A 26,049-nucleotide genomic window follows, 5' to 3' on the forward strand; every position below is an offset into this window, starting at 1 on the left:
GTAGTTGGATATGGCTTCTCCAGTGTTTTTCAGGTTTGTGGGTGGGTTATGATGGCAATGCGGCCTTTTAACCCTGGAAATAAGATGGAAAGGAGTTATATAATGTTGTCAAATTTATCGGGGGGTTTCTCGATGTGGAAGCTTTTAATTACCTTATCGCTGGGCAGCCTGTAGAAGAGTACCGAGTCCTCTTCCTCGTTGATGACCGAGCTCAGCTTCCTCATCAGCTCCGCCAGTTCCGAATCGCTCAACCAGCCCTCAAAGACGCTCCTCTGCCTCCACTGGAGGTACCCGCGGAGTATCTTGTGGATCCTGGCAACGCGCTTCTCGTTGATGTCGTAGACGACTATGTAGTAGCTCGCCATACCGACCACCAAGAAAGAGGTAGAAAACCAGAAGGCTCGCTTTTATTGCACTTCCTTAAGACTCCCGTTACGGTTTTTCTATACTTCCCCGAACTTCCCGTAGCCGAGGCTCGTCTTTGCCCCGGCGCCGTGTTCCTTCAGGGCCAGTTTGAGAAGCTTTTCCGCTTTATTGACGAGCTCTTGATCTTTGCACGTCTTTGACCTGCCAACGGCGAAGAGGAACTTTACTCCTTCCTTCACGGTGATGAAGGGCACGGGCACGGGGTCGTACCAGTCCCCGGGCGGGTTCGCGTTTCCCTCCCCCTGGTAGTAGGGCCCGTAGTGGGGGTTCATTATGTCGAACTCCAAAACTTCACCGTTGGAGGATTCGAGGGGTTCAGGATAGGGGAGTGCATCGAAGAAGACCACAGAACCCTCTTTTTCTGTCGTCCCGAACATTGTGACTGCGGTTTGTGCAATTTTTCTCACAGGAATTTCTTCTGGGATTGGTTCTCTAAGGAAGATCCCGAGGAACTCCTCAAGCTGTTTTGACCTACTTTCTACCCTGACCCTTTCGGGGAAGTTATCCACTGCTCCACCGTTAAGCCATCCCTGAACATTTCCAGCGCACTCAAAGAAGTCGTTGCACAGGTTTGAATGTTCTGTTAGAATTTCAGCCAGCATCTCGATGACGTAGGCCCTCGCAACCCCTTTCAGGGCCGAGCCAGGGATGTATGGAACGCCGTAGTTTCGCATCAGCCTGATACTCACCTCGTAAACGCTCTCGTCTCCGAGGCCGACGACGAGCCTTGAGGTGTTTTTCATATCAATATCCAACTTCTTTGCCTTGAGCGAGTCGAGCATTTTCTTATGCTCTTCGAAAAACTTCCTATACAGCTCACGTGCCTCCTTGGTCATCCGCAGGGCTTCAGGAATGTTCTGGAGAGCCTTGATAGAGGGCTTTTTGGAGCCGTTTTTGTCCACCTCAAAGGGGGCATATTTCTCCAGCTTGAGGGAGAGGTTGTCAACTCCCCTCAGTGGGTCGTGTAGGAGGTTCAACGTTTTCCCTGGGACGACGTATTTGATCCGTTTTTCGTCTTTATCTCTCGCTCTCCGATTGTTTTTTCTTGGTGGATGCCCCCTATCCCTCCTGTTGCGGTCGGGAGGACGGCCCCGATAATTTTTCCGGGATCCGTACATATCAATCACCGTTCTTGTCCTCTGCCAGCATCGCGTCGGCGAACCTCTTGAGCCAGCTGAGAAGGGCTATTGCCTCATCCGTTAGCACGATTGCCTGAGTTCCAGATGCGTTCATGTAGAACCTCAGGGGGTCTTCACCGCCGGTGACCTTCATGGCGAGCCACTCACCCAGATGCCTGTAAAGGTAGGCGTAGGCCCTCTTGTCGCCCTCCTGTTCATTCTTGGGATCGAGAGAGCTGTGGTCAACGGCCTCGTTCTTATCGAGTTTCGAGAGGTAGAAAGCAAGTGTCTGCCCGAGGCCGTTTGTCAGTATCATGACGGGGGCACTCTTCACGTAGGATCTGTAGCGTCCCTGGGTCTTGGTGTCCTCCCTCTTAACATCTGAGACTTTCTCGTAGGCAAACTTTGCCCTCTCCTGCTCGATGCTTCGCAGATCCATGCTATCACCCCAGTGTTATCTTAACGAAGCCTTTGCCCACCGTCTCGTCGCCACCGAGCTGGAGGAATTTGCCGTTGAAGGCTTTAACAAGGGCCTCCTCTACTTCCTCCACGGTCACGTTTGATTCCTTCTTCCTCGGCTTTGCCACGGCCACCACGGAATACATCACCGTGTCTCTCGGGAGGAACTCCTCGTACCAGAGGCCACCCTTCTTCACCGTGCCTGTATTGGTGTCAATTGCCACCCTTGCGACCACCTCGGTCGAGAGCTTCACAAAGGCCGAGAACACGTCGTCGGGGACTATGGCAAGTCTCTTGAGAAGCTCGTCCTTCTCTATCGGGACGACCTGAGAGATGACGTTGGCGAGTCCTGAAAGATCCCTTGGATCGTCGGTTGTTAAGGAAATCTCCTCCAGGACTACGTTCTTTCCTATTAGAAGGGAGGAGTTATTATGAACCACTGCCTTCCCTGCTTCCAATGTGGGAATGGATGCCTTAAACTCCCTGCCAGTCAGTTCCATGTCCCTTTTGAACCTCCCAAGCACCAGCGGCGAGGTAATGTAAGCAAAGACCCCCTTGGCGCTCCTAACAGGGAACAGGAGCACCTTGGCGTCCCCCACTGCCACCGCTCCTGCGTGCCCGGGGGCCGTATTCGCGTTTGGATCCGGCCCAAATATAACCGATTCAAGCTCCCCGTCTTCTTTGAGCTCCCTGAACGCACTCCGTAGTGCGCCTTTGAGACTCTGTCCCCATATTACGGGGAATCCCGTGTGCCGCTCCCTTTGGATTGGCAGGTCTATCACGCTGACCTCCGAACCGCTCCCCGCGTGGAGCGGAGTCATCGTGTAGATTCCCAAAACGAGTTTCTTCCCGTACATCTACCCCACCTCCTTAATGGGTATCACATCACCCGGTTCAACACCCGGGACGTGAGATTCAACCACAACCGCTCCCCCCAGCCTGGGGTCATAAGTGGCCACCCAGGCCGTTGGGTGGTAAAAATGAACGAGAAAGCCGTAGAGCCATATCGGCCCTCTTCCTGTGAGGATGATGCCTTTTTTAGCATTAACTTTGGGAGGTTTGAGCTCCTTCAGGATGGAGGGCTCTATTACTCCCCCAGTTTCAAGGCTGACGATCGTGTACTTTTCGGCTTCCCTCGTCTCAAACTTCACCGAAATCAGCCTCCTCAAGGATTCCTTTTTCATCAGCCCACTTTTTCCAAGCAGAGGAGTTCTTGACCTTAGTTCCGGCAATCCTTGAGAACATCTCCAGAATCCTGTCCAACATTTCCCCCTTCTGGAACATATTGTCCTCGACGCTTACTAGGTAGCGAGTCCCCAAAAGTTTGGGTATAAAGGTTTCATCGTATCCGCGATTTTTCTTTTTAAAAATGTCAATAAGCTCATTTTTCGATATGCGTTCTCTGTTCCCTTTAATAAACAGCGTGGCGAGTTCCCGCAGGATAGTCCCAAACCCCAGATCCAAGGGCGGAAGGTCGTACCACCTTAGAATAAGATCTCTAACCACCTTCCTAAGCTCATACTCGGTGGAGGGCTTCTCGATCCAGGAGGGTTCCATCATCTTGGCGTTGCTTTGAAACACGTAATAGTATCTGCTTGGAACCATCGTGTACGCTCCGGCAAGCAGGAGAGCAAGGTTCATCTGGTTGGAGCCGCCGATTAGGTTCAACCAGACTTCCTTCCTCCTCAATCCCTCCAATGTCACTCCCATCTTGTAGAACGCATCTTCAAAGCTCTGATAGTCCGTCCTTACAAGGTACAGCTTCTTGGGCGGTCTCAGATCAACCGAAAACCTGTCTTCAAGGTAGCCGATGAGCTTGTTGATGTAGCGAACTATGGGCTCTTTGATGGGCTCTGGCCTGTTCTTGCTCTTCATATCAAACCAGTTCGATTTGTACAAGAGCTTAAACTTATCATCTATAACCTTACCATCTATAACCTCAGGAGAGTCAAAAACTATCACGTACTCTGGCATTCCACGTGTTTTTTCATAGCTTCCCTTTCTCTCACTCTCCCCGGAGCCTGCAAAGAAATCCTGGGCTTCCTTAATCCCAAGCTGTGCACCTGCTTGCAAGATATAGACGATCGAGAGGGGCATTGTGAGTGCCCCCGGGCTTTTTCCAAGACCCGAAATGTGGTAAACCCCCATCTGTTATCACCCCCTGAATTTTCCAACAAAAACAAGGCCGTAACCAAACTCCTTCATTTCCCCTATTTTTGGAGCGACAGTTACGTTCCCTTCCGCTCTCATCCACACGACGGTTCCAGCTGGGAGGGCCCATCTGATCGGCTTTGGCTTCTTCTCCTCCATATCCCATCCGGTAACTGGGATGGGCCTGTCAGTGAAGATCTTGAGGACTTTAGCTCCTTCAATTTCTTTTTCGAAGAACTCAGTTACACTGTTCCCGTTGATAATCAATGGTGTTGCAAAGTAGAGCTTGAACGTTTTACCTAGTTCTATGGGCTCGCTATTCAATGGAAATTCTTCGGTTTCGGAGGGATGGATCTTAAATTCCGCGAACCTGCTTTCCCCTCCAAGCTTCAGTATCCCAGAACTTCCAAGGACTTTTTGAAGTTCTTCTTCATTTTTAGATACATAGACAACAATTCCAGCGTTCTCTTTGAATCGTAGGGTAGTTATTCTGTAAAGGAGGCCCTCCTCTGTGGTTTTAGCGCTGTTAAGTCCTATACCGACCCTGACTTCATTCTTATAAACCTTCTCCGGCTCTATGATATCCTCCTCCATAACCCCTGGACTTAAAGTGCCACCGAGGTAGTCTTTCAAGGTTCCGTAGTCAATGAATCCATTCGCCGGGGAGAAGTGGAGAGTCCTCTTTCCCTCCCGAACGGCCATGACTGCCCAGTTGTCAGGGTTGTCAGAGGGCGTTTTGTGGGGTTCCAAAAACGCCAGCTTCTCCTCGGCTTCAACCACGTCCATCGGGATTCTGAAGAGAGGCTCATCGTTCAGGCTGAAGAATGCTCCCTGAATTGAAAAGTTGGGCTTTTTGTTTTTGAGATCAATCAGCTTTCTCCTCTCTTCTGTATGGTAGAGGAATCCCATTATGGCCCCCGCTATCGTGTGGGGCATCGGCTCAATGCTCTCGGCGACATGGTTTTCCCCGGCCGAAAAGTCCCTGCTCTCCCTGAAGAACAGGACATCATAGGGGGTTATCGTCATCTTGATCATAGGCCCACCCCCATCTCCTTGAGGATTTTCAAAAGATGCGCCGCCCCGCGGAGCTGTTTTCTCAGGACGATGCCTGCTATCCCAGGGGCTTTACCGCTGGGAGCCGCCGCTGTAAGTTTCTCCTCCAATTTGAAAATCCAAAGGGAGCTTTCACGCCCCTTGAATAACTCATTGAGACCGTTCTCGACCTCTTGGTATTCATCACTGACCCCTTCCCTCTCTGGATCGTCAACCACGACGCTTTGTATGAGCTCATTGAACCTATTTACGAGATCTCTAAGCGTTTTATCTCCCCTGAATCCACTCCTCTCAAGGTCTTCCTTGGAGAGTTTTACCCTCACGTTCCTCGCGACCCATAGGAATTCAGCGAGCCTCTTGAAAACCCGTTGTTGGGATTTCTCGTCTTTTTCATAGTTCGAGTGCCTCCCCATTTCGTATTTGAGGAGGTTGATTATGGCCTTTGGCTCGTTGGGCCAGACTTCAATGCCCTCCGCTATCTCATAGATTATCCTGTTGCTGAGTCCACCTTCTTCATTACCGAGCTCTTCCAGAAGGTTCTGAAGTGGCTTTCCAAAGACTCCCCAGTTGAGGGAAACCCTGTAGTATGAACCGCTGTGCTTGAGGTAGCCCACGGCGAGAGCGTTTCTTCCGCTCTCCTTCGCGAGGTGCTCCATCTCGTTGACCCGCCTCACCGCCGAATAGAGGGGCTCCTTGTAATAGAGGAAAAGGAGACCAGCACTCATGCTCCTCGTCTTGCCCTGCAATGGTTCAAACTCCTCCCAGTCTTCCCTGAAGGTTTTCTGAAGTTCGAAGACAAGGGAAACGGCCTCGTTTGCCGGCACGAGGGCGAACACGTCATCTCCACCTGCGTAAAGCAACTCGGCTCCGTGAGAATCACTCAATAAAGGAACGGCGTTGACGGCGAAGTTGCTGAGGGAGCGGGTTATGCCTATGTGAACCGTTGGTGTTACAGGGCGGTTTATCCTGGGAACCGCATTGGATACCGAACTGTGGGCGTATTCCTCAAGTGTCTTCACGGCCTCCGTCCCGCTTATTACCTTACCCATGTTGTCCCCGTCCATCTTGAGGATGGCATAGTATTTAGGAGGTTCGCCGATAATCTTTGAAAGCTCCTCAACTAAAGACCGAATGGCGTCAACGCTTACCCCTCTAAGGCGGGAGTCATTCTCATCGGTACCATATGCCTTAGCAAGGGACTTCAAATCTCTCAGGTTCTCTATGTAGAAGACCTCGCTGTTGGGCGCCAACCTTCCAAAGGGTATAAGGAGAGCAGTTGCAAGCTTGTCAATTAGAGCCCTGATATCAGGGGATTTTACGCCACCGAAACTATGCCGTTTCCCCCCTTCAATACCAAGCTCCGCCAGTACCTCGTCGTAGACATCTGCCCAGCTAACTGGACGGGATTTTCCATCTGGATCTGTGATGTAGAGTTTATTGGTTTCCTTGAGCTCTATGGCCTTTTCCGTTGGCTTGGCTATCGCAACTTCGCTAACGGATCTGAAAGACATCCTGTCAAGGTACTTCCCCTCAAAGTGATCCTTGACTAGCTTTCCAATTTCCTCACCACTCTTGTGAACAATCCAGTAATCCTCCTTCCACAGGGCGTAGAACCTGTGGTAAAACCTCTTTGCCAGGCAGAGGAGACAGAGCCTCTCTCCCTTCTTGACGTCGTAGATTCCATTGTTGTGAAGATATTCCACGAAGTTCGCCCACTTCTCCCTGACATCTGGGTATGGAGAGTTTCCACCGATCGCCAGGTGCTCACCGCAGAGCATGCACTTGAATCCCCCATCTTCCCCTGGGCGGACGTAGTCCCTCGACTTGAAGTCCGTGGCCTGGTCAAGGAGGAGGAAGAGCTCAGAGTATGAGTGGATGGGGCTCTCGGTGCCATCTGGAATTGCCCCTAGGTATTTCCTGAGCACATCGCTGATGATTTCGTTGAGGTTCAGGGACGTTACGGGGATGCTCTCCACGGTTATCGAGAAATATCCCCTCACTGAATCCTTATAGTCTTCAAACTTTTCTTTTTTCTCTGGTTGAGATTGCTCTTCGTTTTTCCTTTTGACCTTTAGATGTTCCGTAACCTCGTAGAACTCCCACGCCGCTTTTGCAAGCCTCTCAAGGAAGCCCCTTATCTCGTTTTCAATCTCCTCCTCAAGCTTCTTAACATCGGTATCCCCTGGGACCATAACGAGAACCTTGTTGGGCATGTTCCCGATGAGGAGCCTTTTCTCGTAATTGAGAGTACCAAGTTCATGCTCGAAGAATGGCTGACCCCTCAAGTGTGGGAAGATTATCGCGTTCGGCCCGAACTTTCTCCAGATCACCGAGATAGCTAGATATGTGAGCAGGCTGAGCATGTGGCTCCCGGCCCAGAGGTCGCGCTCCGTCCTCGCGTTCCCTATAAACCCCTGGATGGGGGAGAGCTTGAAGCGAAGGAGCTTAAATTCTCCAGATTTAAGGGAGGCGTAGATATCGAGTCTGCTGAGCCAGTCGTGGTCGGGCACGAGGGGGTCGGCGGGGAGATGAACGAGCTCCTCAGCGATGGTGGGATTAAAATTGTTTTCATACAGAGCATTTTCGTATTCTTGCTGGAGCCTCTTTACCAGATTGTCCCACAACTTTGCAAACTTTTCCATTGAATTTGCACTTCTAAGTTCCTCCGCTACCTTTCTTTCGGCCCCTTCAAGTGCTTTCAGGAACCTCTCCTTGGTCTCCCTATCGGTGGTGTTCCAGAACCGTGTGAGGTTTTCAAGGGGCTTCTCTTCCGCACTTATCGGATGTTTAAGAATGAACCGGAAGTCCACGAAGTCCACGTTGTTGAATCCCCGGTTAGCAGGAAGGGGATAGCTTGAGAGCCGCCTCCATGCTGGTGGGAGTTCGTTGACTCTGAGTAAGTTGCCAAGTATCTTTGAGGGAGCAACTTCGATAAGGGCATTTGCGTACGATTCCCAGAGTTTCTCAGGCATCAGAATTCCCTCCTTGGCCATAGAACTACGAATTTTCCATCTATACCCTGAGCTATGTTTTCAATCCACTTTTTGTAGAAGCGGTATGCTGAGGAATTGTTTTCTCCGGTAATAGTTACCAGACCTTTGGCGTATATCCTATTCCATTTGTCTTGTTTATCGAAATAAAAGACGCCACTATAATCAGGGTAGAACTGGGAGGCAAACACTGTGACCATCGGATAAAGTATTCCCCCGATGTCAACGAGGCTCAACCAGTATCCTGAGGCTCTTCTCTCCACCGTGTTTTTCTTTGATCTTAATGCCCCCTCAATATCTTTGTTGTCTGTGGGTACGCTCCCCAACCATCCGGATACCGTTGTACTGTAGTTTGCGTACCTTATCGGCAGTCCAAGGTAGTACCGTTTTTCTCTTGGAGACCGGGATTTGTAAGTTCTCTGGTCAGAGACCTCATTAATAACCTTGTTATCAGTAAGCCTCTCAAATGTGTGGGACAGAGCATAGTCAGCACATCTGAACCTGAACCCACCAGAGAACTTCCTTCCCCGTTTTATATCCAGAAACCAGCGGCCAAAGTTGTCGAGGGCGCTTACCCACTTTTCTTTTCTATCGGAATGATAGCGAATTCCTGCCCATTCCTCCCTGGTGAATATCAACGAATTTTCTTGCTCAAACACTGGATACAGCGGATAATCTGCCCTATCTCTTTTATTTTTTCCGGGGGAGACTCCTAAATTGCCAATGGCTTCATTGAACTGAGAGACAACAGTGGATACCTCTTGTGCGAACTCCCTCAGGGAACCAAAGTTGTTGAACTTGAGATTAAAATCCCCCTTGGTCTTTGTTACCCTCAAACTCCCAGCCCCACGTCTTGCCCTGAAACCAAAGCCTCCCAGGTTTATTGCCATCCACAAAGCCGCTTCTGCCAGGAGAAAAGCGTCCCTATCATGAGAAGACAGTACAACTTCAAACTTTGACCCTGTGTCATAGTACCTAAAGCGGCTTTTTACATCAACTCCTCCAGTGTTTCTATTTTTTCGTTTGTCCAACGCCGAGAAGAACAGGTAATCAACGTATTCCGACCAGACTATAGCTTTTTCGTCTCTCCAGCTGGCGGCATGTTGAAATACACTCCCCTCCCTCTTATCTTTAACCTCAGCCCGAACAAAGACCCTGCTCTTCTTAGCCTCACCACTACCTGCGGAGCCGAAAACCTTTCCCTCCGCTTCCCTAAGTGCCTTGATGTTGTTTCCAAAGTAGTTCCCGGCCAGAGCCCGGAACCACCAGCGCATCACTCCCTTAACACTGGCCGAGCGGAACTCGGCTTTTCTCTGGTCGGCACCGCGCATGAAGAGGGGCGTTATGGCTTCAAGCTCAAAGATGGCCTCATACATCCGTATCCCTCCCGTGAGAACAGACCGGTGGAGTTCTATGATGCATGGTTATGCTCACCAGTGTCAAATGAGGGAAGCCAAATTATAAAAGCTTTTCGTATCTATCTTTATGCTTATGGTGCAGCCAGAGTCGGAACATAAGCCAAAAAATTAGACATAAACTCTAGGAGGTTTCCAGAACAAAATTCCCCATCAGAATTAAAGCCCAAACAGAAACAGCCACTTGACTTTTTCAGTTTCCCAAGTCTTTGGCGATTCTGAAACGCGAGAAAAATCAACCCGCTCGCATTACCCGCGCACGTAGAGGGTGTTTTCCAAGTCTTTGGCGATTCTGAAACTACATCGAGACCATAGACATACCATCCATCGTCGATGAAGAGGTTTTCCAAGTCTTTGGCGATTCTGAAACACAACAGTAGTGCGGGCGCTTGAATCAGACCCGCGCTACGAAGAAAGTTTTCCAAGTCTTTGGCGATTCTGAAACTTCCCCTCCGCCGGAATATTCATAAAACTCCTACGCGAGGTTTCAGGTTTTCCAAGTCTTTGGCGATTCTGAAACGGGGAATGAAGAGAAAAGGATAAGCAAGGTGGATGAGATGAATTTTCCAAGTCTTTGGCGATTCTGAAACCAAAGGTTGTTGTGGAGCAGTACTTACTGAACTACATCAACGCAATTTTCCAAGTCTTTGGCGATTCTGAAACACGGAGCACGGTATTTCTTTCGAGTTCGCCGATATCTTCAACGAATTTTCCAAGTCTTTGGCGATTCTGAAACGGTTAACTTTTTTGCCCCGTTGGGCAGATAAAGTAACGAGCTCATTCCTTATAAGCTTTTGATTCCCTGCCCGCCGGAAAAACTGGGCGCGTGACCCCCGTTCTGGTACCAACCGTGATGCTGACCTCCTCCCCGCCGTGAACGGCGAGGGTTCCAACGAGTTAACCCCTCGCCATTGACGGAGAGGTTTGAGGGGTCTCATTAAGCCCGAACTTCAGTTGGGTCTTCGACCCCTCCGGGAGGGTCTTCCCCCAGTTACCCCTCCCTTGGGCATACAAACCGCCCAAGTTCGGGGTTATGGTTTTCACCACCTTCTTCAGGATATTGAAAGCTCCAACAAGGTCAGCGTTGAAGATAAGCCCCGTTTCGGGACACTTAAATAATCCACGAACAAAACGAGCCCCCTTGTGAGGCTTCCCGCAAACGGGACAAGCCTTCGAAGTGAAAGCCTCATTAACCACCAGAACTTGAATACCATACTCTTCTGCAACCTCTTTCAGGCGTTTTATTACCGTGTTGAACCGCCAAACGTGGGAGAGGAGATAATTCTGCTTCCTGCCCTTGTCGGAGTTCCTACTGATGCCCTTTGGATAGCCCACTACAATTCTGGAAACGCCGAGGTGATAGAGCCTCTCGACGGTTTGTCTTACAGCCGTGTTAATGTAGTGTTTGGCTTGAAGCTTAGCCTTCTGGTGCATTCTGGAGAGTTTCTTACTCTTTTTAGCTCCTGATTTATTGATTAAAGACTGATACTCGGCAATCCTCTTCCTCCAGTAAAAATCAATGCTCTTAAGTGGTCTCCCATTCACTAAGAAACTTTCCCCGTTTTCCACATAGACAGCCATTAGGTTGTTCACTCCGAGGTCTATTCCTGCGGAAAAGTTCCCCAAAGGCTCTCTTGGAACTTCTACCCATTCTCCACCCTGAAGTTTCTTCTCAACGCTTATGCTGATGTGAGCATACCATTTCCGCCTTACGGGGTCATAAGTTATCTCTAACCGTCCTTGCTTGCCTTTAAGGTGAATTCTCCCTTTGAACTGGACTTCCAGTCTCTTGAACTTTCCAAGACCCTTGAGGAGTAGTTTGTTTCCCTCAATCTTGTATTGGTCGTTCCTGAGGATTATTAAGCCTCCTTCTTTGATGTAGTTTGGCGGTTTTGGCTTGAACCAGTCTGGTAGTTCTCCGTTTCTCTTGCTCCTAAGGAGTGAGAAGAAGCTTCTCCAAGCTTCGGCGTTCTTCCTACAAATTTGTTGGACTGTTGCCGAGCCTATCTCGGATTTGAACTCTTCATAAACTATTTTCTCTGTTTTGTTGAAGTCTATTGGCTTCCCCTCAAAGAATTCTTGTCTGCGAAGGTAGTTTGCTCTATTCCAGACTCTGAAGCTGATGAGAACTAACTCTTTGAGGGTTTTCTCTTGGGCTTTTGAGGGTTGGAGTTTAACGGTTACGCTCCTTTTCGTTTTAACTCACGCTCCCATTGGGTTTCAATGTAGTGTTTGACTATTTCGTCAGTTATGTAGCCGACGGAAGCGACGAAGTAGGAGCGAGACCAGAGTCTTCCGCGTGTTGTCTTGCTCCTCAATTCTGGAAACTCTTGGAGGAGTTTTCTCGCAGTCTTGCCCTTCAAGTGGTTCACTATTTTCGCTGGAGATAAGTCTGGCTTGGCTTGGAGGAAGACGTGAACGTGGTCGGGCATCACTTCGAGGGCAATAACCTCGCACCCGATTTCCTCAGCGTATTCCTTGAGCATTTCTTTAAGCCTTTCAGCAACTTTCCCGATGAGAATGTCTCTCCTGTATTTTGGTATCCATACGAAGTGATAAGTTAAAAAGTGTCTTGCGTGCCTTGTTCTTTTGATTTTCAGTGATTCACTCTGCATTGTGAACCCCTTAATGTATGGTATGCTTTATTGCTTAAATGCTTTTCGCTTTCCTGTCCTCAGGCTGAATTTTCGATTACTGCATCCCCGCCCTAAAGGGCGAGGCTTTCAGGAGAAGAAAGGAAAAACGGGTGCCCCTGGATCAGGGCGGAGCAAAGGCTGAAAGATTAAAACCGGCCGGTCTAATCGAGAATCGCTCCACGTATCTCCCCTGAAAGTGCCCCGTTCCGCCGGCGGGGCCTGTCAAAAGCCCCGGTGGAGGTCGATTTTGGAGTAGTTGGATTTTGCCCCTTTTGGGAAAACGGGCATTTTCATCACCGATCTGTCCAGGAAGGGCCGTTTCCTTAACTTTCGATTTTTAGAGTAGAGAATTTCATCTTTTGACATTGTAAAATGAAAAAGTGTCTGAAGGGCTTTAAATCTCGAAAGGAGGGATTTAATTGGAAATTACTCCATCTATCTCCAGTTTTCTCTCCCGGTTATGTTATCAGAGGAAGGAAGAGGCTTCTCCATACCCCAGTTTGAAAGTAGTTGGATTTTCCCTTTTCTTGTCTTTTCCGGTGTTTTTTGGCTGTTTGGGTTTAGTGCGTCCTGAATAGACGGTGGTAATTGATAAAAAGGCATTAAAACGTTTTTATCACCCTTATAGGCTGGCAAAGCCCCGTCCGCGTTCCCCAACCTGGGAGGGAAAAAGTTTTTCTATTCCAACGCCCATACCGACCACCATGCGGATTAAAATAGAGCTCAACTCTGACGAGAGGTTTCCGGAATGGGCCATAGGCAAGCACGCGATTCAGGCGATGGTGTACACCCACCTCAACGGCACCCCCTACGAGAGTTTACACGACAGGAGGGGCTTCAAGTTCTTCTGCTTCTCCGACGTCTTCCCCAGCGGCCCCTTCGGGCCCGAGAAGAAAACCCTCCTCATAAGCTCCCCCGATGAAGCTTTTATTGAGACCCTCTACGAGAAGCTTTTACCGAACGAGAGGCTCTACCTCGGAAAGCATGCCCTCAACGTCCTCTCAATTAAAAAGTTCTCGCTGATGCCGAAGAGGGCCTTCATAACCGGCTCCCCGGTTGTCCTCCGCGCCCCCCAAAACGGCCGCTTCTTCACCTTCCACCACCACAGGAGCCTGGAGTACTTCATCGAGAGGCTCACCGAGAACGCCCTCGTCAAGTACTCGGCCTTCACGGGCGAGAACTTCCACCTCGACGGGCCGCTCTTCACGAGGCTCGTGCCCAGGGTGAGGAGAAAGGGCTGGTTCGACATTTACGTCCGGGTGAACATCAGGGGGAGGTACTTCGACGTTCCCGGAACCACCTGGGAGTACCTTGAGGCACCAATTGACGAGTCCAACAGGGACTTCTACGCCTTCATAATGGACGCCGGGATCGGCGAGCTCAACAGCCTCGGGTTCGGGTTTTTGAACCCGAAGAAGGAGGGCAAGCGGGGGCGGTGAAGCCCCCTTGAGACACCCCAACCTCCTGTTTTCCAGTCCGGGTTACCGCTCGGACAGGTCATCAGGGCGTTTGTTTCCAAAGCTGTAAAGCTGGTTCTGAAACCCGGTGATCGGAAGGATGGCCGGAGATACGGATGTTAAGTCCACGGGAAAAAAGGCGGAGAAGGGAATCTCCTGCTTTTCAGTTCCTGAGAAGATCGCCATGATCGTCCTCGTCGTACTCGGCGTTGCAACGATACCAGTGCTCCTTGGCCTGTTCATTCTGGCTGGTACGGCTGGCTACTATTTCAAGGAGAAGAAGAAATGCAGGCTTATGATGGAACAGGCCAGGCTCATTGCCGCCTCGAAGTGATCCCTTTCTATTTTTCCCGTTTTTCTCAACAACTAAGAACACTCCCCTCCGGGCTCCCCTTCGATTCTAAGAGTTTGCCCCATCTACAACTTGAGAAAAGTGCACGCCGCCTTTATCCCGCCCTCAACATCAAGATTACAGAACCCAGAGCTGTAAAGCTGGTTCTGAAACAGATAAACACCGAGCTCGGTACAATAACAATACACGACAGTGTTCTCAGAGCTGTAAAGCTGGTTCTGAAACAAGAGTACGAAGCTCGTGGTTTCGGGGTGTGAAAAGCGTTGCACTCAGAGCTGTAAAGCTGGTTCTGAAACCACGAGGTGGTTGAGATGGAAATTCCCGCGAAGTCTGATTTGCACTCAGAGCTGTAAAGCTGGTTCTGAAACAGCCAGTCTACTTGAATGCTCTGACCGTAAATGCGGCTGTTCTCAGAGCTGTAAAGCTGGTTCTGAAACACTCAAATCACAGAAGAGGACAGGGAAATACTTTATGATGTTCTCAGAGCTGTAAAGCTGGTTCTGAAACGAAAAAGGAGGTGAAAAAAGTGACAAAATTTATAACGGTTGGAAGTTCTCAGAGCTGTAAAGCTGGTTCTGAAACTCAAAAAATGGAGGGTAGATGGGTCACAATAAATGAGGTCGAGGTCCACGGGTTCTCAGAGCTGTAAAGCTGGTTCTGAAACGAAAAAGGAGGTGAAAAAAGTGACAAAATTTATAACGGTTGGAAGTTCTCAGAGCTGTAAAGCTGGTTCTGAAACTCAAAAAATGGAGGGTAGATGGGTCACAATAAATGAGGTCGAGGTCCACGGGTTCTCAGAGCTGTAAAGCTGGTTCTGAAACTCCACGTGTATTATATATGTGACTCGCCGGGGTCGATGGTTCTCAGAGCTGTAAAGCTGGTTCTGAAACTTTTGCCGCGCCGGTTTCGGGTACGGTGGTTGGTACTATTACGTTCTCAGAGCTGTAAAGCTGGTTCTGAAACCTCTTTTCGCCAATAAAGGAACTTTACAGCATGAACAGGCGCAGGCACAAGTTCTCAGAGCTGTAAAGCTGGTTCTGAAACCTGAAACAACACTCTGCAAACGTTTATAGTGAGGGTCCCTATTATAGCAGAAGTTCTCAGAGCTGTAAAGCTGGTTCTGAAACAATTCGTGTCATCGTCTCGAAGTCAAATTTTTCGATCTTTGAGTTCTCAGAGCTGTAAAGCTGGTTCTGAAACGGTTCACTTTTTCACCTGTATGGACAGAAGGGATAAGGAACTGTCTTTTTATAAGCTTTTTGGTTCCTTAGAGCCTTAAAAAGAGGGTGTTATGGGGGCTTTGCTGGTATTATCTTCAATAGTAAGCGGGACGTTGGGGGCATTCAGGTCCTCTAATCAGGGGGTTCTCCTCCTTGAAATGTTACCCTGCGACTTAAAATGTGGAGAGAAGACCATAATGGTATTTAAGGCTTCTCATAAAAAATTACTCCACGTATCTCCCGTAAAACCCCTCCGTTGGCTTAAGAGAGGGCAGCACTGGCTCCAACAGAGGGCCGTTTCTAAGTAGTTGGATTTTGTCCTTTTTGGATTTAGGAATATTCTAATGCCTGTTTTAGTGGAGATAAGCCCGTTCATGCGACTTTTTATTTTGAAATTTGGATTTTTACGTTTTAAAATTGCAAAATTGAAAAGCGCGGAGCTTCCCCTGTAAGTCCATCAAGGAATTTTCAGCGGGTATCAATCCACCTATCTCCTGTGGATTTCCCCTATTCAGCTAAAAAAGATGCTCCAAACCTTCCACAACCCCCGCTTTTAAGGTAGTTGGATTTTCCATTTTTCTCCAATTTAAGGGATAACAGGGCGAGAAAACTTCATTGCGCCTTGTTTATTAAGGATAAAATAAAATACAGGACAAAAAAATGGCTGTAATAATCAGTATCCCGTTGAAAATCTGTTTTATCCTATCCCCACCACGTGGAGAATCACGGGCGCAGCCCCGCAACCCTTTAAAAGGCATTTTCCCACTCCGGCCCGGTGATGAGAATGAGCAGGATAGCGGTCATCGATTACGACAGGTGCAACCCCGATAAGTGCGGTAACTTCCTCTGTGTTCGCGTCTGCCCCGTCAACAGAATGGGCGGCGAGGCGATAATCATAGACGAAGAGAACTATCGACCGGTGATTCAGGAGGCGAGCTGTACCGGTTGCGGAATCTGCGTCCACAAGTGTCCTTTCGGCGCGATAACGATAGTGAACCTCCCGGAGCAGCTTGATGAAGACTGCGTTCACCGCTACGGCATCAACTCCTTCGTCCTCTACCGGCTTCCCCTCGTCAAGGAGGGAATGGTGGTCGGCGTCCTCGGTCCGAACGGGACGGGTAAGACAACAGCGGTAAAGATTCTCTCCGGCCAGCTCCTTCCGAACCTCTGCGGAGATAACGATAGCTGGGACAACGTCATCAAGGCCTTCCGCGGCAGCGAGCTCCAGAACTACTTTGAGAAGCTCAGGGGGGAGGAGATAAGGCCGGTTGTGAAGCCGCAGTACGTCGATTTAATCCCCAAGGCCGTTAAGGGCAAAGTGAGAGACCTGCTCAAGAAGGCCGACGATACCGGAAAGTTCGATGAAGTTGTGAAAGAGCTTGAGCTTGAGGGAATCCTAGACAGGGAGATTGGGCAGCTCTCCGGCGGTGAACTCCAGCTCGTTGCCATAGCTGCCGCCCTCCTCCGCGATGCCCACTTCTACTTCTTCGACGAGCCCTCAAGCTACCTCGACATAAGGCAGAGGCTCAGAGTGGCGGAGATAATCAGAAAACTGGCCGACTCGGGAAAGAACGTCCTGACGGTGGAGCACGACCTGGCGGTTCTCGATTACCTCAGCGACATCATTCACGTCGTCTACGGCAAGCCCGGAGCCTACGGTATCTTTTCCCAGCCGAAGTCAACGAGAAACGGCATAAACGAGTTCCTCAGGGGCTACCTAAAGGATGAGAACGTCCGCTTCAGGCCCTATGAGATAAGCTTCACGAAGAAGAGCGAGAGGAAGAGCCAGGAAGGAGAGATCCTTGTCCAGTACCCGAGGCTCGTCAAGGAGTATGAAAACGGCTCGTTCAGGCTTGAGGTGGACGGCGGAGAGCTCTACATCGGCGAGGTCGTCGGCATCGTCGGGCCGAACGGTATTGGAAAGACCACCTTCGTGAAGATGCTCGCGGGTGTTGAGAAGCCGACGGAGGGAGAGGTGGACTGGTCGCTGACGGTCTCTTACAAACCGCAGTACATCAAGACAGACTACGAGGGAACGGTCTTCGAACTGCTGAGCAAGGCCAACGCCTCAAAGCTCATAAGCAGCTTCTACAAGAGCGAGCTCCTCAACCCGCTCGGCATTCCGGAACTATACGACAGGAAGGTGAGCGAGCTCTCCGGCGGTGAGCTCCAGCGCGTTGCCATAACCGCCTGTCTGCTCAGGGACGCTGACATATACCTCCTTGACGAGCCGTCGGCGCACCTCGACTCCGAGCAGCGGCTGGCCGTTTCGAAGGCAATCCGCTCTCTGATGGCGAAGGACGAGAAGACGGCGTTGATAGTCGAGCACGATATGATGATGATAGACTACCTCAGCGACCGCCTCATAGTCTTCGAGGGAAAACCTGGAATGTATGGAAGGGCCCTCCCGCCGATGGGAATGCGCGACGGCATGAACCGCTTCCTGGCGGGAGTGGGCATAACCTTCAGGCGCGACCCGGACACAGGGAGGCCGAGGGCCAACAAGGAGGGCTCGGTTAAGGACAGGGAGCAGAAGGAAAGGGGAGAGTACTACTACGCCACGGCATGAAGCCTTAGGCTTTTCCATCCCCCCTGTTCCCATTCTCCACTTTTATACGAAACATATAAATCACCAACCGCGGACTTTCCAAGGGTGGAACGATGTCGGGAATCAGTTACCGGGCCGCGGAGATGGAGAGGCTGGGAGAGATAATAGACATAGTCTCCCGCCTTGATTACAGGGAGCTTCTAACATACTGGACCAGGCAGGAGATGAAGAAGGCCGAAATGTACCACTTCCTCCACCAGTTGAACGGGGACGTCAGCTGGGATGAGAGGGTCTCCAGACTTTTTGGTAAACTCTACGAGGAGAGCCTTGGGCAGGCGGAGGAGCTAGTTGAAACCTTCAAAAAGCAGTTCCCCTATGAGAAAATGGCGGAATCAGGAGTTCCCTCAATTGAAGTTGAACTCTCAAAGGAGATGCTCAGAGAGTTAGTGTATCAAGGAAACTTCGGAGAACTTTTGGAGTATCTCCTTGGGCTTGAAGGACTTGCCATTGAGGTCTACTCTCACCTTGCAGAAAATGCAACCGATTCAAACGTGAAGGGACTTTTATTGAAGCTCTCACAAGCTGGCACCGAGCACTACAATAAATTAAAGGAACTTCGATCAACCGTTTTGAGTGAGGCAGGTAAAAACCCAATAAAACTGCTGGAGGAGTAAACATGCTCCCCGCCGGGAAAATACCGCCTGAAACCCTGAAAAAACTCCTAAAACACCTGGGAACTGACAATACGCTGGTCATCGTAGGGCCCGGAACCGGCATCGACTTCGGGGCCGTAGATTTTGGAGACAGAATTCTCATTGCCTCGACCGACCCCATAACCGGGGCAGTTGAAGACATCGGGTTTTACGCGGTCCACGTCAACGCGAACGACGTTGCCCTCTCAGGCGCACGGCCAAGATGGTTCCTGGTAACGTTGCTCCTCCCCAAAGGTTCCGACGAAGGACTTCCTGAGAGGATAATGCGAGATATTGACCGGGAGGCAAAGAAGCTCGGTATCGCCATCATCGGCGGCCACACGGAGGTAACTCCAGGCCTCGACAGGCCGATAGTGGTTGGAACGATGCTCGGTGAGGTCGAGAAAGAAAAGCTCGTCAGGCCCGATGGAGCGAGACCCGGGGACACTATAATAATGACGAAGTGGGCCGGCCTTGAGGGGACTTCAATAATAGCACGGGAGAAAAGGGGGGAACTGACAAACGCCTTCGGGGAGGACTTCGTTGAGAGGGCCGCCTCCCTCATGGAGTACCTCAGCATCGTCCCCGAGGCAATGATGGCGGCTGAGTTTGGTGTTAATGCAATGCACGACCCAACGGAGGGGGGAGTTACCAACGGACTCCACGAGATGGCGGATTCAGCGGGCTTGGGCTTAAGGGTTTACCCGGAGAAAATCCCAATTAGGGAGGAAACAAAGACCATCTGCGATTTTTACGGCTTAAACCCACTCGCCCTCGTTAGTTCTGGCACGCTCCTTATAGCAGTAAAAAGAGACCACACGAAGGTTCTTGTGGAGCGTTTCATGGCGAAGGGAATCAACGCGGCCATTATAGGAGAGTTCCTGGCCGAAAACAAGAGGATCGCGATAACACGGGGCGATGAAGTGCCTTTCCCAAGACCGGAGACTGACGAGCTGTGGAAGATGTTTTAATCGCAGGACTGAGACTGAACTTAAGAAAAATTAATAACGAACGTCTCCATAGTATCCGTGATTGAAATGAGGGCAAAAACAGGGTCAGGAAACACGATTGAGATACGGATTGACATCCCAGAGGGCATTAGCCCAGAGGAGCTTAAGAGTCTCGTGCGGGATGCTATTATCCAATATCTCGTGAGAGAAGAGGGCCTCGATGAGAAGGAGGCCAGGAAATTAAAGATAACCGTGGAGGTTGAAGGGGAATGAAAGCAGTTATCAAAATCAGAAACTTCAAAGGTCGAAGGACGAGTAAGGTAAAAGAGTACGTGGAAAAGGCGATTCTCGCGAGGGACCTAATAGAGCTCGTAAAATCTGGAGAAGTCGATGTTGATGAAATCGAAAGGAAACCGCTCAAGCTCGGAAGAAACGAAAAATTTGATTATTGATACCATCACATGACAAAGGCTTTGAGAAGATGAGAAAATTTGGCCTAAAACTTCACAATGAAAAATAACTTGGACGAGAAAGGATTGTCTTCTTTAGCCACGATGGGTCTCATAACTCCACTGATATGTTGAGCTTTTCCTCTTCCTCCAGCTTGACAAGTATCTCGCGGGCCTTCTTCTGTTCAAGCGGGATTCTCTTGAGCTGCTCGTAGGCCGCCATTATCTCCTTCTTCTCATCCCCAAAGGTCTTCTTGCCCATGTAGAGCAGAACCGAGAGGAGAACACCCTTCATCGTCCTCTCAGGCAGAGGCAGCAACTTCCAACCGTTGTCGTAGACGTACGCCGCTTTGGGGTTCTCGTGCCCCTCAAGGAGATAAACCGGCACTATTCTCTTGCCCTTGTCTATTTTGAGGTATTCGAAGAGGGCCTCCATTGGGTAACCTTCCTTTACGAGCCCCATGAAGCTGAGTTCGAGGGCCTTGAGGAGAGAAGAAACGCGCTCTATATCCATTATCTTGGACTTCTCTATGAGGGACAGCTTCAACGCCGCCTTCATCGGGGGCTCGTTCAGAAGGTTGACAGAGACCAGGATCCGTTCTCTAAGGCTGGAACCGACCTCAAAGGCCTTGACCACGATCCACATGGCTCCGTTCGTCAGGATGCCGTATTTAACCCCCGTACTGAAGCAGTACTTTGCCAGCTGACGGAGCGGCTCCTCCCTCTTCATTATGTTGACGCCAAGGTTCTTTGCCTCCAAGTAAGCTATCGTCTCCCCGCCGAGGATTATAGCATAGTCAGCCCTTCCCTCGTCCGTCCTCCACTCCGGCCGCACTACCTCAGGGTTGTCCCACTCCCATCCAAGGGCACTCATTATCTCCCCAATCAAATGCTGCTTTACTGCCTCCTCGTTGCTCTCATAGAGCTTCCTGTGAGCGTTAACCTTCTTCAAAACCCGCATTATGCTCGCGGCTATAGAACTCAGGTCTCGAACTCCCTGAGACATAGAGACAATTGTACCATCACCACGGGCAACATCCTTGACGTCCTCCATCCACTCACCTGCCGGGTATAAACTTGTGCCAACTCCTAAATAAGGGTTTTGGAAAAGGTTTTTGTGGAGCGGCTCCTAACCGGCATGGTGAAAAACATGTGTCGCGTTCTGTTCGCAGTTGGAAACGGTGAGGAGATAGCACCCCTCATCGATGCCCTCGTTAAAGCCTCGGAAAACGACCCCTACAAAGAGGCCAGGGGAAAGGGAAAGGCGCACAGGGATGGATGGGGATACGCACTCCTGAAAAAGGACTCCCTGACCCATTACCGCTCCAGCAAACCCATCTTCGAAGATATTGAAGGCGTCGAAAGGCTTAAGGACTCCCTCAATGGTTTTCTGGCCGTTATTGCCCACACTAGGGCGGCATCCCAAGGGGCCAAAAACCCCTTCAACGCTCAACCGTTCGCGTTCTCAAGCAGGAAGGGCTTCTCCTTCTGGCTCTACCACAACGGCGACCTCAATAAGTCAGAGATAATAAAGCTAGCGGATTTCGAGGAGGCTCACTTCGAAAAAGCCTCCGACAGCTACGCCATGGGAGCATACCTGTGCAGAAAGCTGGAATCCTTCGAGGTGGACGAGGTTTTGAAGCACTACTCGGTACTTGCAAAAACCGCCAATACCAGCCTCAACACTGGAACGCTTTTTCTGACCCCTTCTGGCAGGGCCACCGGCTTCGTAACGGCCTACTCAAAGCCCACGTATCTGCTGAAGCGTGAGAACTGGGACTACGTCAGACAGATCGTCCTCAGGAAGGAAAACCTCTTCGCGATGAGTTCATCCACGTTGGAGCTGTACCATGAGGTAGAATGGAGGAATGCGGTGAACGGCACAGCTTTCTACGTCGACATCGACCTCGAAAGGGAGGCCTTCAGCCTTAGGGAGCTCGTCCTCGGGTGAGGTAGGGTTTTATACTTTTGTGCCCTAAATTATTCTTGGTGATTCCTTATGGAGATGAGGGCCCCCATAGAGGTGTACATGACGAGAAAGCTCATAGGGGTGCGCCCGGGCGATACCGTCAAGCGCGCGGGGGAAGTTATGAACGAGTTTGATATCGGCTCACTCGTCGTCGTGGATTACAATGGGGATGTCGTAGGGTTTCTAACGAAGGGCGACCTTATCAGGCGCGTCATCGTCCCTGGACTGCCCAACACGACCCCCGTTGAGGAGGTAATGACCAAAGACCTCCTCACAGTTCCTTCCACAACCCCCCTCGGCGAAGTCCTCGACCTCCTAGCGAAGAAGGGCATCAAGCACGTCTTAATCGAAAAGGACTCCAAAATCGTCGGTATCTTCTCCCTCTCCGACCTCCTCGAGGCGAGCAGGAGAAAGCTCGAAACGGCCATAGCGACGGAGTGATGGGCATGATGCGGATAGCCCACATAAGCGACACCCACATAACCACGGAGGGAGCCTTCAAAGGCTACGCCTTCGACCTCATAGTTGAGGAGATCAACAGGGGAAACTTCGATTTCGTTATCCACACCGGCGACATAACCAACCAGGGCCTTCGCGAGGAGTACGAGCAGGCAGCATATCAGCTTAAAAAGATTCAAAAGCCCCTCGTAGTCCTCCCCGGAAACCACGACGTCAGGAACGTCGGCTACAAGCTCTTTGAAGACTTTATCGGGCCACTTAATGGTGTCTACGAGTTCCAAGACGGGGTTGTCATATGGGTCGATTCGACCATTCCAGACCTCAGCGATGGAAGGATAGGCGGCCACAAGTTCCGCTGGCTCAAAAAGAAGCTTGAGGAGTACTCGGACAGGAAGTTCAAGATAGTAGCTGCCCACCACCACCTCGTCCCCCTCCCCGACACGGGAAGGGAAAGAAACGTCCTCTTCAACGCGGGAGATGTCCTGGATTTGCTCCTCCGCCACGAGGTCACGCTCTACACCTGCGGCCACAAACACGTCCCAAACGTCTACCGCGTTGAAGACCTCGTGATAGACAACGCCGGCTGCACCTCCTGCAAGAAGACCAGGAGGGGAGACGTGAACAGCTACAGCATAATAGAGCTCCACGACAACGGGAGCGTTAGGGTAACGATAAGGCGCGTAACCGGCGACGAGACCACCAAGGAGCACAGGCCAATTAAGCCAAAGATATTCGTCCCCTCCGGAAAGAGGCTTCTGAGAATAGCCCAGCTGAGCGAGAGCAACGTCTCGGACAGGGTCTACTTCCGCAGAAAGACCCTTGAGAACGTCATCCGGATGATAAACGAGAGGCTGAAGCCCGACCTTGTGATACACAACGGCGACATCGTGGATGCGGGCATAGAGCGCTACTATGACAGGGCCCATGAGTACTACCAAACAGTAAAACCCGATAAGCTCGTTATCCCTGGCCACAATGACATAACCTACCTCGGATACGAGCTCTTTCAGGAGTACTTCGGGGAACCCGAGGTACTGGAGCTGAACGGAATCGTTGTCATCCCCCTCCTGAGCGCCCAGTACGAGACGCCCATCGGCGTGGTGGGCAGGATGGGGCAGAAAAAGCTCAAGAAGACACTGGAAGAGTACGAGGGGAAGTTCAGGATAGTGGCAATGCACCACAACGTCATCCCCATCCCGAGGAGCAGGGAGATAGGCTTTCTAGAAGATGGAGGGGATGTTCTGAAGATTTTAACAGACAAAAAAACAGAACTGGTTCTCACTGGGCACGGTGGGAACGCCTACGGGACACGCATAGAGAGAACGCCGATAGTTAACGCCGGCTCCGTAAGCTGGGAGCTCCACAGAAACCCCTTCGGAAACAGCTTCAACCTCATCGATATCTACACCGATATGGTCGTAGTCTGGGAGGTTCAGTCGACCTGGGGTAGCAGGAAGCTGCTTGGGATATGGAAGAGGAAGAACTAACTTCCTTCTCTGCTCTCTCCCTTCCTCAGTCTCTTCATCATATCCTCCATTATGGTGGATACTGTCTTCTCCAGCTCGACGTTCTCTATGACGGGTATCCCGAACTCCTGCGCGCGCTCCACGAGGTGCTCCTGGATTCTCATTATCCTATCCACGTTCTTCACGTACCTCTCCGCGCTTCTCACGGAGTACCTTGCCCTCTCATAGAAGTGGGATACGAGGTGCTCCTCGCTCGGGACGGTAATAACGTACATGAACTCGTTCTCCTTGAGCTCTACGAATCCAGGAACCACGTGGATTCCCTCTATCAAGGCGTTCAAGCCCTCTCTCCTTGAGCGCTCCAGGACAGCCTTTATTCCGACGGACACGTGCTTCACCTGCGTTTCAAAGCCATAGATCAACGGGTCCATACCTTTTGGGGCGTTCGCAACCCTCTCGGCCATGAACGACGAGACATGTATATCTGGCAGAAGCTCCTTCGCTATTACCTTTCTCATAACTTCCCTTATGGTGTCTGTGCCTATTATGCTCCTTATTCCGAGCCTAAAGGCCAGTTCGGTAGCTATCGTGGACTTTCCAACTCCAGTTGTGCCCCCCAGCAGAACGGCCAGCCTTACCCTTCTCCCCCTAAGGGTTCTCCAGAAGAGGTACCTCTCCGCGGCTTCTTTCAGGCCCCTCTCAAGGAGCTTTGAATAGGTAATCTCCCCTATCTCGTCGCTCGTTACGGCGTACTTCCCCTTCCTCTCAAGTTCCTTTTGAACCCCCGCGGCTATCGCGTATGCTATGCCAACATCAACACCAGCGAGGGTTATCGAGCGCGTTAGTATGCCCCTGGAAAAGGGCAGTCTCACCCTCCTCTCGGAGTCCGTTACTATTATCATCCTCCGCCCTCCCTTGATAAAACTCTCCTCCCAAGATCAAGAACCGCGCTCCCCAGGTCTTTTCCATCCACGTTAACTGGCTCGTTGTCAATGTATATAACCCCTATCCCCCTCTCAAGGGCCCATCTCGTCACCACGTCCACTGCAGCGGCCTTCAGCTCAACGGCGACTGCATCTATCCCATCAAAGGTCTCCAGGTCTCTCCACAGAATTCTCCTGTTGGATAGGTTGCCCGAAACATGGGGAACCTCCGCGCCCATGACCTCCAGGTGCTTCTTTACCCGCGGGAGAGCGGTTTTTGACGTCATCATCAGTGCAAGCTTCTTTCCCTCCACCTTTCCAAGCGGCCGGGGCCTTAACTCGACGAAGTGCACATCAGCTCTCGGGTTGAGGGAGGAAACTGCCTTTAGAATGGCCCTCCGCTCTCCTTCACCAATGCTCTCCGCCCCTGTAATCACTACGATGTCAGCAAGCGAGAGCCTGAAGGGCCCGAAGTATGAGGTTAAGGAACCCACACCGCCAGAAGCCCCCGCCACGAGAATATAACCATCCGCCCTGTACGGCGGGAACGTGGCGCCGCTCCCCTCGAGGATTACTAAGTTGTGGGGAAGCTTCTCGGCCAGCTTTACTCCCTCCTCAACAACGTCGAAGAAGGAAAAGCCCGCCATTCCCCCGCCGCAGCGCCTGCATCCTATTGTCGTCACCCTCGAAGTGAGTGCATCTTCAAAGTGGTCCGACGCAGCGTGCCTGCCCTCCTCTGCGACCGTTAGGAGGAAATCAGGCTTTATCTCAAAGGTCTCACCGTCTATTATCTCCGGCTCCTCCGGCCCTCCCCTGCTCATCGTGACTATGATCGGTCTGGCTATTCCCTTTAGGGTTCTCGCGACGAAACCGCTGACGGCGGTCTTCCCAACGCGCTTTCCAGTCCCCACCACTGCTATGCTCGGCTTTTCGGTCCTTTTTAATGGCCGGGGCGTGAAGCAGAAATCTGCTCCCCGATAAGTTACTCCCCGGGCCATGCAGAGGGAGGCTATCCTGAACCTGTCCTCGTAACCAACAACCGGCTCGTCGCTCAGGTCGACTACCTCATCGACATCGTTCTCATCGAGGGCCCTTCTGAGGGCATCAAGGTAACTCTCGGAATGATAAAGCTTCACCCCGAGTTCCAGCTCAACGTCCTTTAAATCTCCTATTTTCTCACTCCCTCCGAGAAAAACGGCACAGCAGACATCACCGAGTTTCTTCAGGGCCCAAGCGGTCACGGGAGGGTAGTGCTCCCCATCCACCAGGACGAGCTTCATACCATCACCATATATATTACCCCCTTATGGCTTTAA

Annotated in this window: 23 protein-coding genes, 1 pseudogene and 2 CRISPR repeat arrays; of the genes and pseudogenes, 10 read left to right on the forward strand and 14 right to left on the reverse strand. The window is 50.9% G+C overall.

The features are described 5' to 3' along the window. Positions 1-95: 95 nt before the first annotated feature. The 11 genes and pseudogenes from cas2 to tnpA form a co-directional block, all read right to left on the reverse strand. Complete coding sequence (gene cas2 / locus E3E29_RS01810; RefSeq protein WP_167909236.1) at positions 96-365, reverse strand: CRISPR-associated endonuclease Cas2; 270 nt, start codon at positions 363-365, stop codon at positions 96-98. 78 nt (positions 366-443) lie between these two features. After that, positions 444-1,403 (reverse strand): type III-B CRISPR module RAMP protein Cmr6, encoded by a 960-nt coding sequence (gene cmr6, locus E3E29_RS01815; protein WP_167909237.1) that lies wholly within the window; start codon positions 1,401-1,403, stop codon positions 444-446. Positions 1,404-1,545: 142 nt separating this feature from the next. Continuing rightward, on the reverse strand, positions 1,546-1,983 hold the full coding sequence (gene cmr5, locus E3E29_RS01820) for a type III-B CRISPR module-associated protein Cmr5 (RefSeq protein WP_167909238.1): 438 nt from the start codon (positions 1,981-1,983) through the stop codon (positions 1,546-1,548). Between the two features lie 4 nt (positions 1,984-1,987). Beyond that, entirely contained in the window at positions 1,988-2,860 is an 873-nt protein-coding gene (gene cmr4 / locus E3E29_RS01825) for a type III-B CRISPR module RAMP protein Cmr4 (protein ID WP_167909239.1), read from the reverse strand. Beyond that, entirely contained in the window at positions 2,861-3,154 is a 294-nt protein-coding gene (crn3, locus tag E3E29_RS01830) for a CRISPR-associated ring nuclease Crn3/Csx3 (RefSeq protein WP_342764646.1), read from the reverse strand. Beyond that, complete coding sequence (locus E3E29_RS01835; RefSeq protein WP_167909241.1) at positions 3,144-4,151, reverse strand: hypothetical protein; 1,008 nt, start codon at positions 4,149-4,151, stop codon at positions 3,144-3,146. The genes crn3 and E3E29_RS01835 overlap by 11 nt, the downstream gene beginning before the upstream one ends. A gap of 6 nt (positions 4,152-4,157) precedes the next feature. Then, positions 4,158-5,189 carry a type III-B CRISPR module-associated protein Cmr3 gene (gene cmr3 / locus E3E29_RS01840; protein WP_167909242.1) on the reverse strand — a complete coding sequence of 344 codons (1,032 nt, stop codon included), beginning with the start codon at positions 5,187-5,189 and terminating at the stop codon, positions 4,158-4,160. Continuing rightward, complete coding sequence (gene cas10 / locus E3E29_RS01845; RefSeq protein ID WP_167909243.1) at positions 5,186-8,179, reverse strand: type III-B CRISPR-associated protein Cas10/Cmr2; 2,994 nt, start codon at positions 8,177-8,179, stop codon at positions 5,186-5,188. The genes cmr3 and cas10 overlap by 4 nt, the downstream gene beginning before the upstream one ends. Further along, entirely contained in the window at positions 8,179-9,573 is a 1,395-nt protein-coding gene (cmr1, locus tag E3E29_RS01850; RefSeq protein ID WP_167909244.1) for a type III-B CRISPR module RAMP protein Cmr1, read from the reverse strand. The genes cas10 and cmr1 overlap by 1 nt, the downstream gene beginning before the upstream one ends. A 236-nt stretch (positions 9,574-9,809) precedes the next feature. Beyond that, a CRISPR array of direct repeats spans positions 9,810-10,348; the repeat unit is 28 nt; unit sequence TTTTCCAAGTCTTTGGCGATTCTGAAAC. Between the two features lie 161 nt (positions 10,349-10,509). Next, a pseudogene (locus tag E3E29_RS01855) lies at positions 10,510-11,805 on the reverse strand (RNA-guided endonuclease InsQ/TnpB family protein); the annotation flags it as partial. Then, the gene (tnpA, locus tag E3E29_RS01860; RefSeq protein WP_167909245.1) at positions 11,793-12,227 is read right to left on the reverse strand and encodes an IS200/IS605 family transposase; all 435 of its coding nucleotides are present in this window, start codon (positions 12,225-12,227) and stop codon (positions 11,793-11,795) included. The pseudogene E3E29_RS01855 and the gene tnpA, both read right to left, overlap by 13 nt. Positions 12,228-12,952: 725 nt before the next feature. Between tnpA and cas6 the strand changes: the two genes are divergently transcribed. From cas6 to E3E29_RS01895, 7 genes are all read left to right on the forward strand, one after another. Then, complete coding sequence (gene cas6, locus E3E29_RS01865) at positions 12,953-13,687, forward strand: CRISPR-associated endoribonuclease Cas6 (RefSeq protein WP_167909246.1); 735 nt, start codon at positions 12,953-12,955, stop codon at positions 13,685-13,687. A gap of 106 nt (positions 13,688-13,793) precedes the next feature. Beyond that, the gene (locus tag E3E29_RS01870; RefSeq protein ID WP_167909247.1) at positions 13,794-14,039 is read left to right on the forward strand and encodes a hypothetical protein; all 246 of its coding nucleotides are present in this window, start codon (positions 13,794-13,796) and stop codon (positions 14,037-14,039) included. A 140-nt stretch (positions 14,040-14,179) separates the two neighbouring features. Further along, positions 14,180-15,257: a CRISPR direct-repeat array (repeat unit 28 nt; unit sequence CTCAGAGCTGTAAAGCTGGTTCTGAAAC). 804 nt (positions 15,258-16,061) lie between these two features. Continuing rightward, a complete protein-coding gene (locus tag E3E29_RS01875; RefSeq protein WP_167909801.1) occupies positions 16,062-17,846 on the forward strand; it encodes a ribosome biogenesis/translation initiation ATPase RLI in 1,785 nt (594 codons plus the stop codon). Positions 17,847-17,938: 92 nt separating this feature from the next. Next, positions 17,939-18,499, forward strand: coding sequence for a rubrerythrin (locus E3E29_RS01880; protein WP_167909248.1), 561 nt, complete (start codon positions 17,939-17,941; stop codon positions 18,497-18,499). A 2-nt stretch (positions 18,500-18,501) separates the two neighbouring features. Beyond that, on the forward strand, positions 18,502-19,488 hold the full coding sequence (locus E3E29_RS01885) for an AIR synthase family protein (protein ID WP_167909249.1): 987 nt from the start codon (positions 18,502-18,504) through the stop codon (positions 19,486-19,488). 66 nt (positions 19,489-19,554) lie between these two features. Further along, the gene (locus E3E29_RS01890; RefSeq protein ID WP_167909802.1) at positions 19,555-19,740 is read left to right on the forward strand and encodes a hypothetical protein; all 186 of its coding nucleotides are present in this window, start codon (positions 19,555-19,557) and stop codon (positions 19,738-19,740) included. Further along, positions 19,737-19,919 (forward strand): hypothetical protein, encoded by a 183-nt coding sequence (locus E3E29_RS01895; RefSeq protein WP_167909250.1) that lies wholly within the window; start codon positions 19,737-19,739, stop codon positions 19,917-19,919. The genes E3E29_RS01890 and E3E29_RS01895 overlap by 4 nt, the downstream gene beginning before the upstream one ends. A gap of 109 nt (positions 19,920-20,028) precedes the next feature. Here E3E29_RS01895 and E3E29_RS01900 read toward each other — a convergent pair whose 3' ends face one another. Next, complete coding sequence (locus E3E29_RS01900) at positions 20,029-20,922, reverse strand: type I restriction enzyme HsdR N-terminal domain-containing protein (protein WP_240922757.1); 894 nt, start codon at positions 20,920-20,922, stop codon at positions 20,029-20,031. Between the two features lie 144 nt (positions 20,923-21,066). Here E3E29_RS01900 and E3E29_RS01905 point away from each other — a divergent pair, with 144 nt between their 5' ends. The 3 genes from E3E29_RS01905 to E3E29_RS01915 are packed head-to-tail and all read left to right on the forward strand — an operon-like array spanning position 21,067 to position 23,831. Then, on the forward strand, positions 21,067-21,867 hold the full coding sequence (locus E3E29_RS01905) for a class II glutamine amidotransferase (protein ID WP_167909803.1): 801 nt from the start codon (positions 21,067-21,069) through the stop codon (positions 21,865-21,867). A gap of 48 nt (positions 21,868-21,915) precedes the next feature. Beyond that, positions 21,916-22,326, forward strand: coding sequence for a cyclic nucleotide-binding/CBS domain-containing protein (locus E3E29_RS01910; RefSeq protein ID WP_167909252.1), 411 nt, complete (start codon positions 21,916-21,918; stop codon positions 22,324-22,326). A gap of 5 nt (positions 22,327-22,331) precedes the next feature. Then, positions 22,332-23,831: a metallophosphoesterase gene (locus tag E3E29_RS01915; protein WP_167909804.1), complete on the forward strand. Its 1,500-nt coding sequence runs from the start codon at positions 22,332-22,334 to the stop codon at positions 23,829-23,831. Here the strand turns inward: E3E29_RS01915 and E3E29_RS01920 are convergent. Both E3E29_RS01920 and E3E29_RS01925 read right to left on the reverse strand, forming a co-directional pair. Next, positions 23,828-24,712 (reverse strand): 2-phosphoglycerate kinase, encoded by an 885-nt coding sequence (locus E3E29_RS01920; protein WP_167909253.1) that lies wholly within the window; start codon positions 24,710-24,712, stop codon positions 23,828-23,830. The two genes, E3E29_RS01915 and E3E29_RS01920, sit on opposite strands and share 4 nt — an antisense overlap. Continuing rightward, on the reverse strand, positions 24,709-26,013 hold the full coding sequence (locus E3E29_RS01925; protein ID WP_167909254.1) for a 2,3-diphosphoglycerate synthetase: 1,305 nt from the start codon (positions 26,011-26,013) through the stop codon (positions 24,709-24,711). The genes E3E29_RS01920 and E3E29_RS01925 overlap by 4 nt, the downstream gene beginning before the upstream one ends. Between the last annotated feature and the right edge of the window lie 36 nt (positions 26,014-26,049).

This window comes from Thermococcus sp. Bubb.Bath, assembly GCF_012027595.1.
GTDB lineage: Archaea > Methanobacteriota_B > Thermococci > Thermococcales > Thermococcaceae > Thermococcus.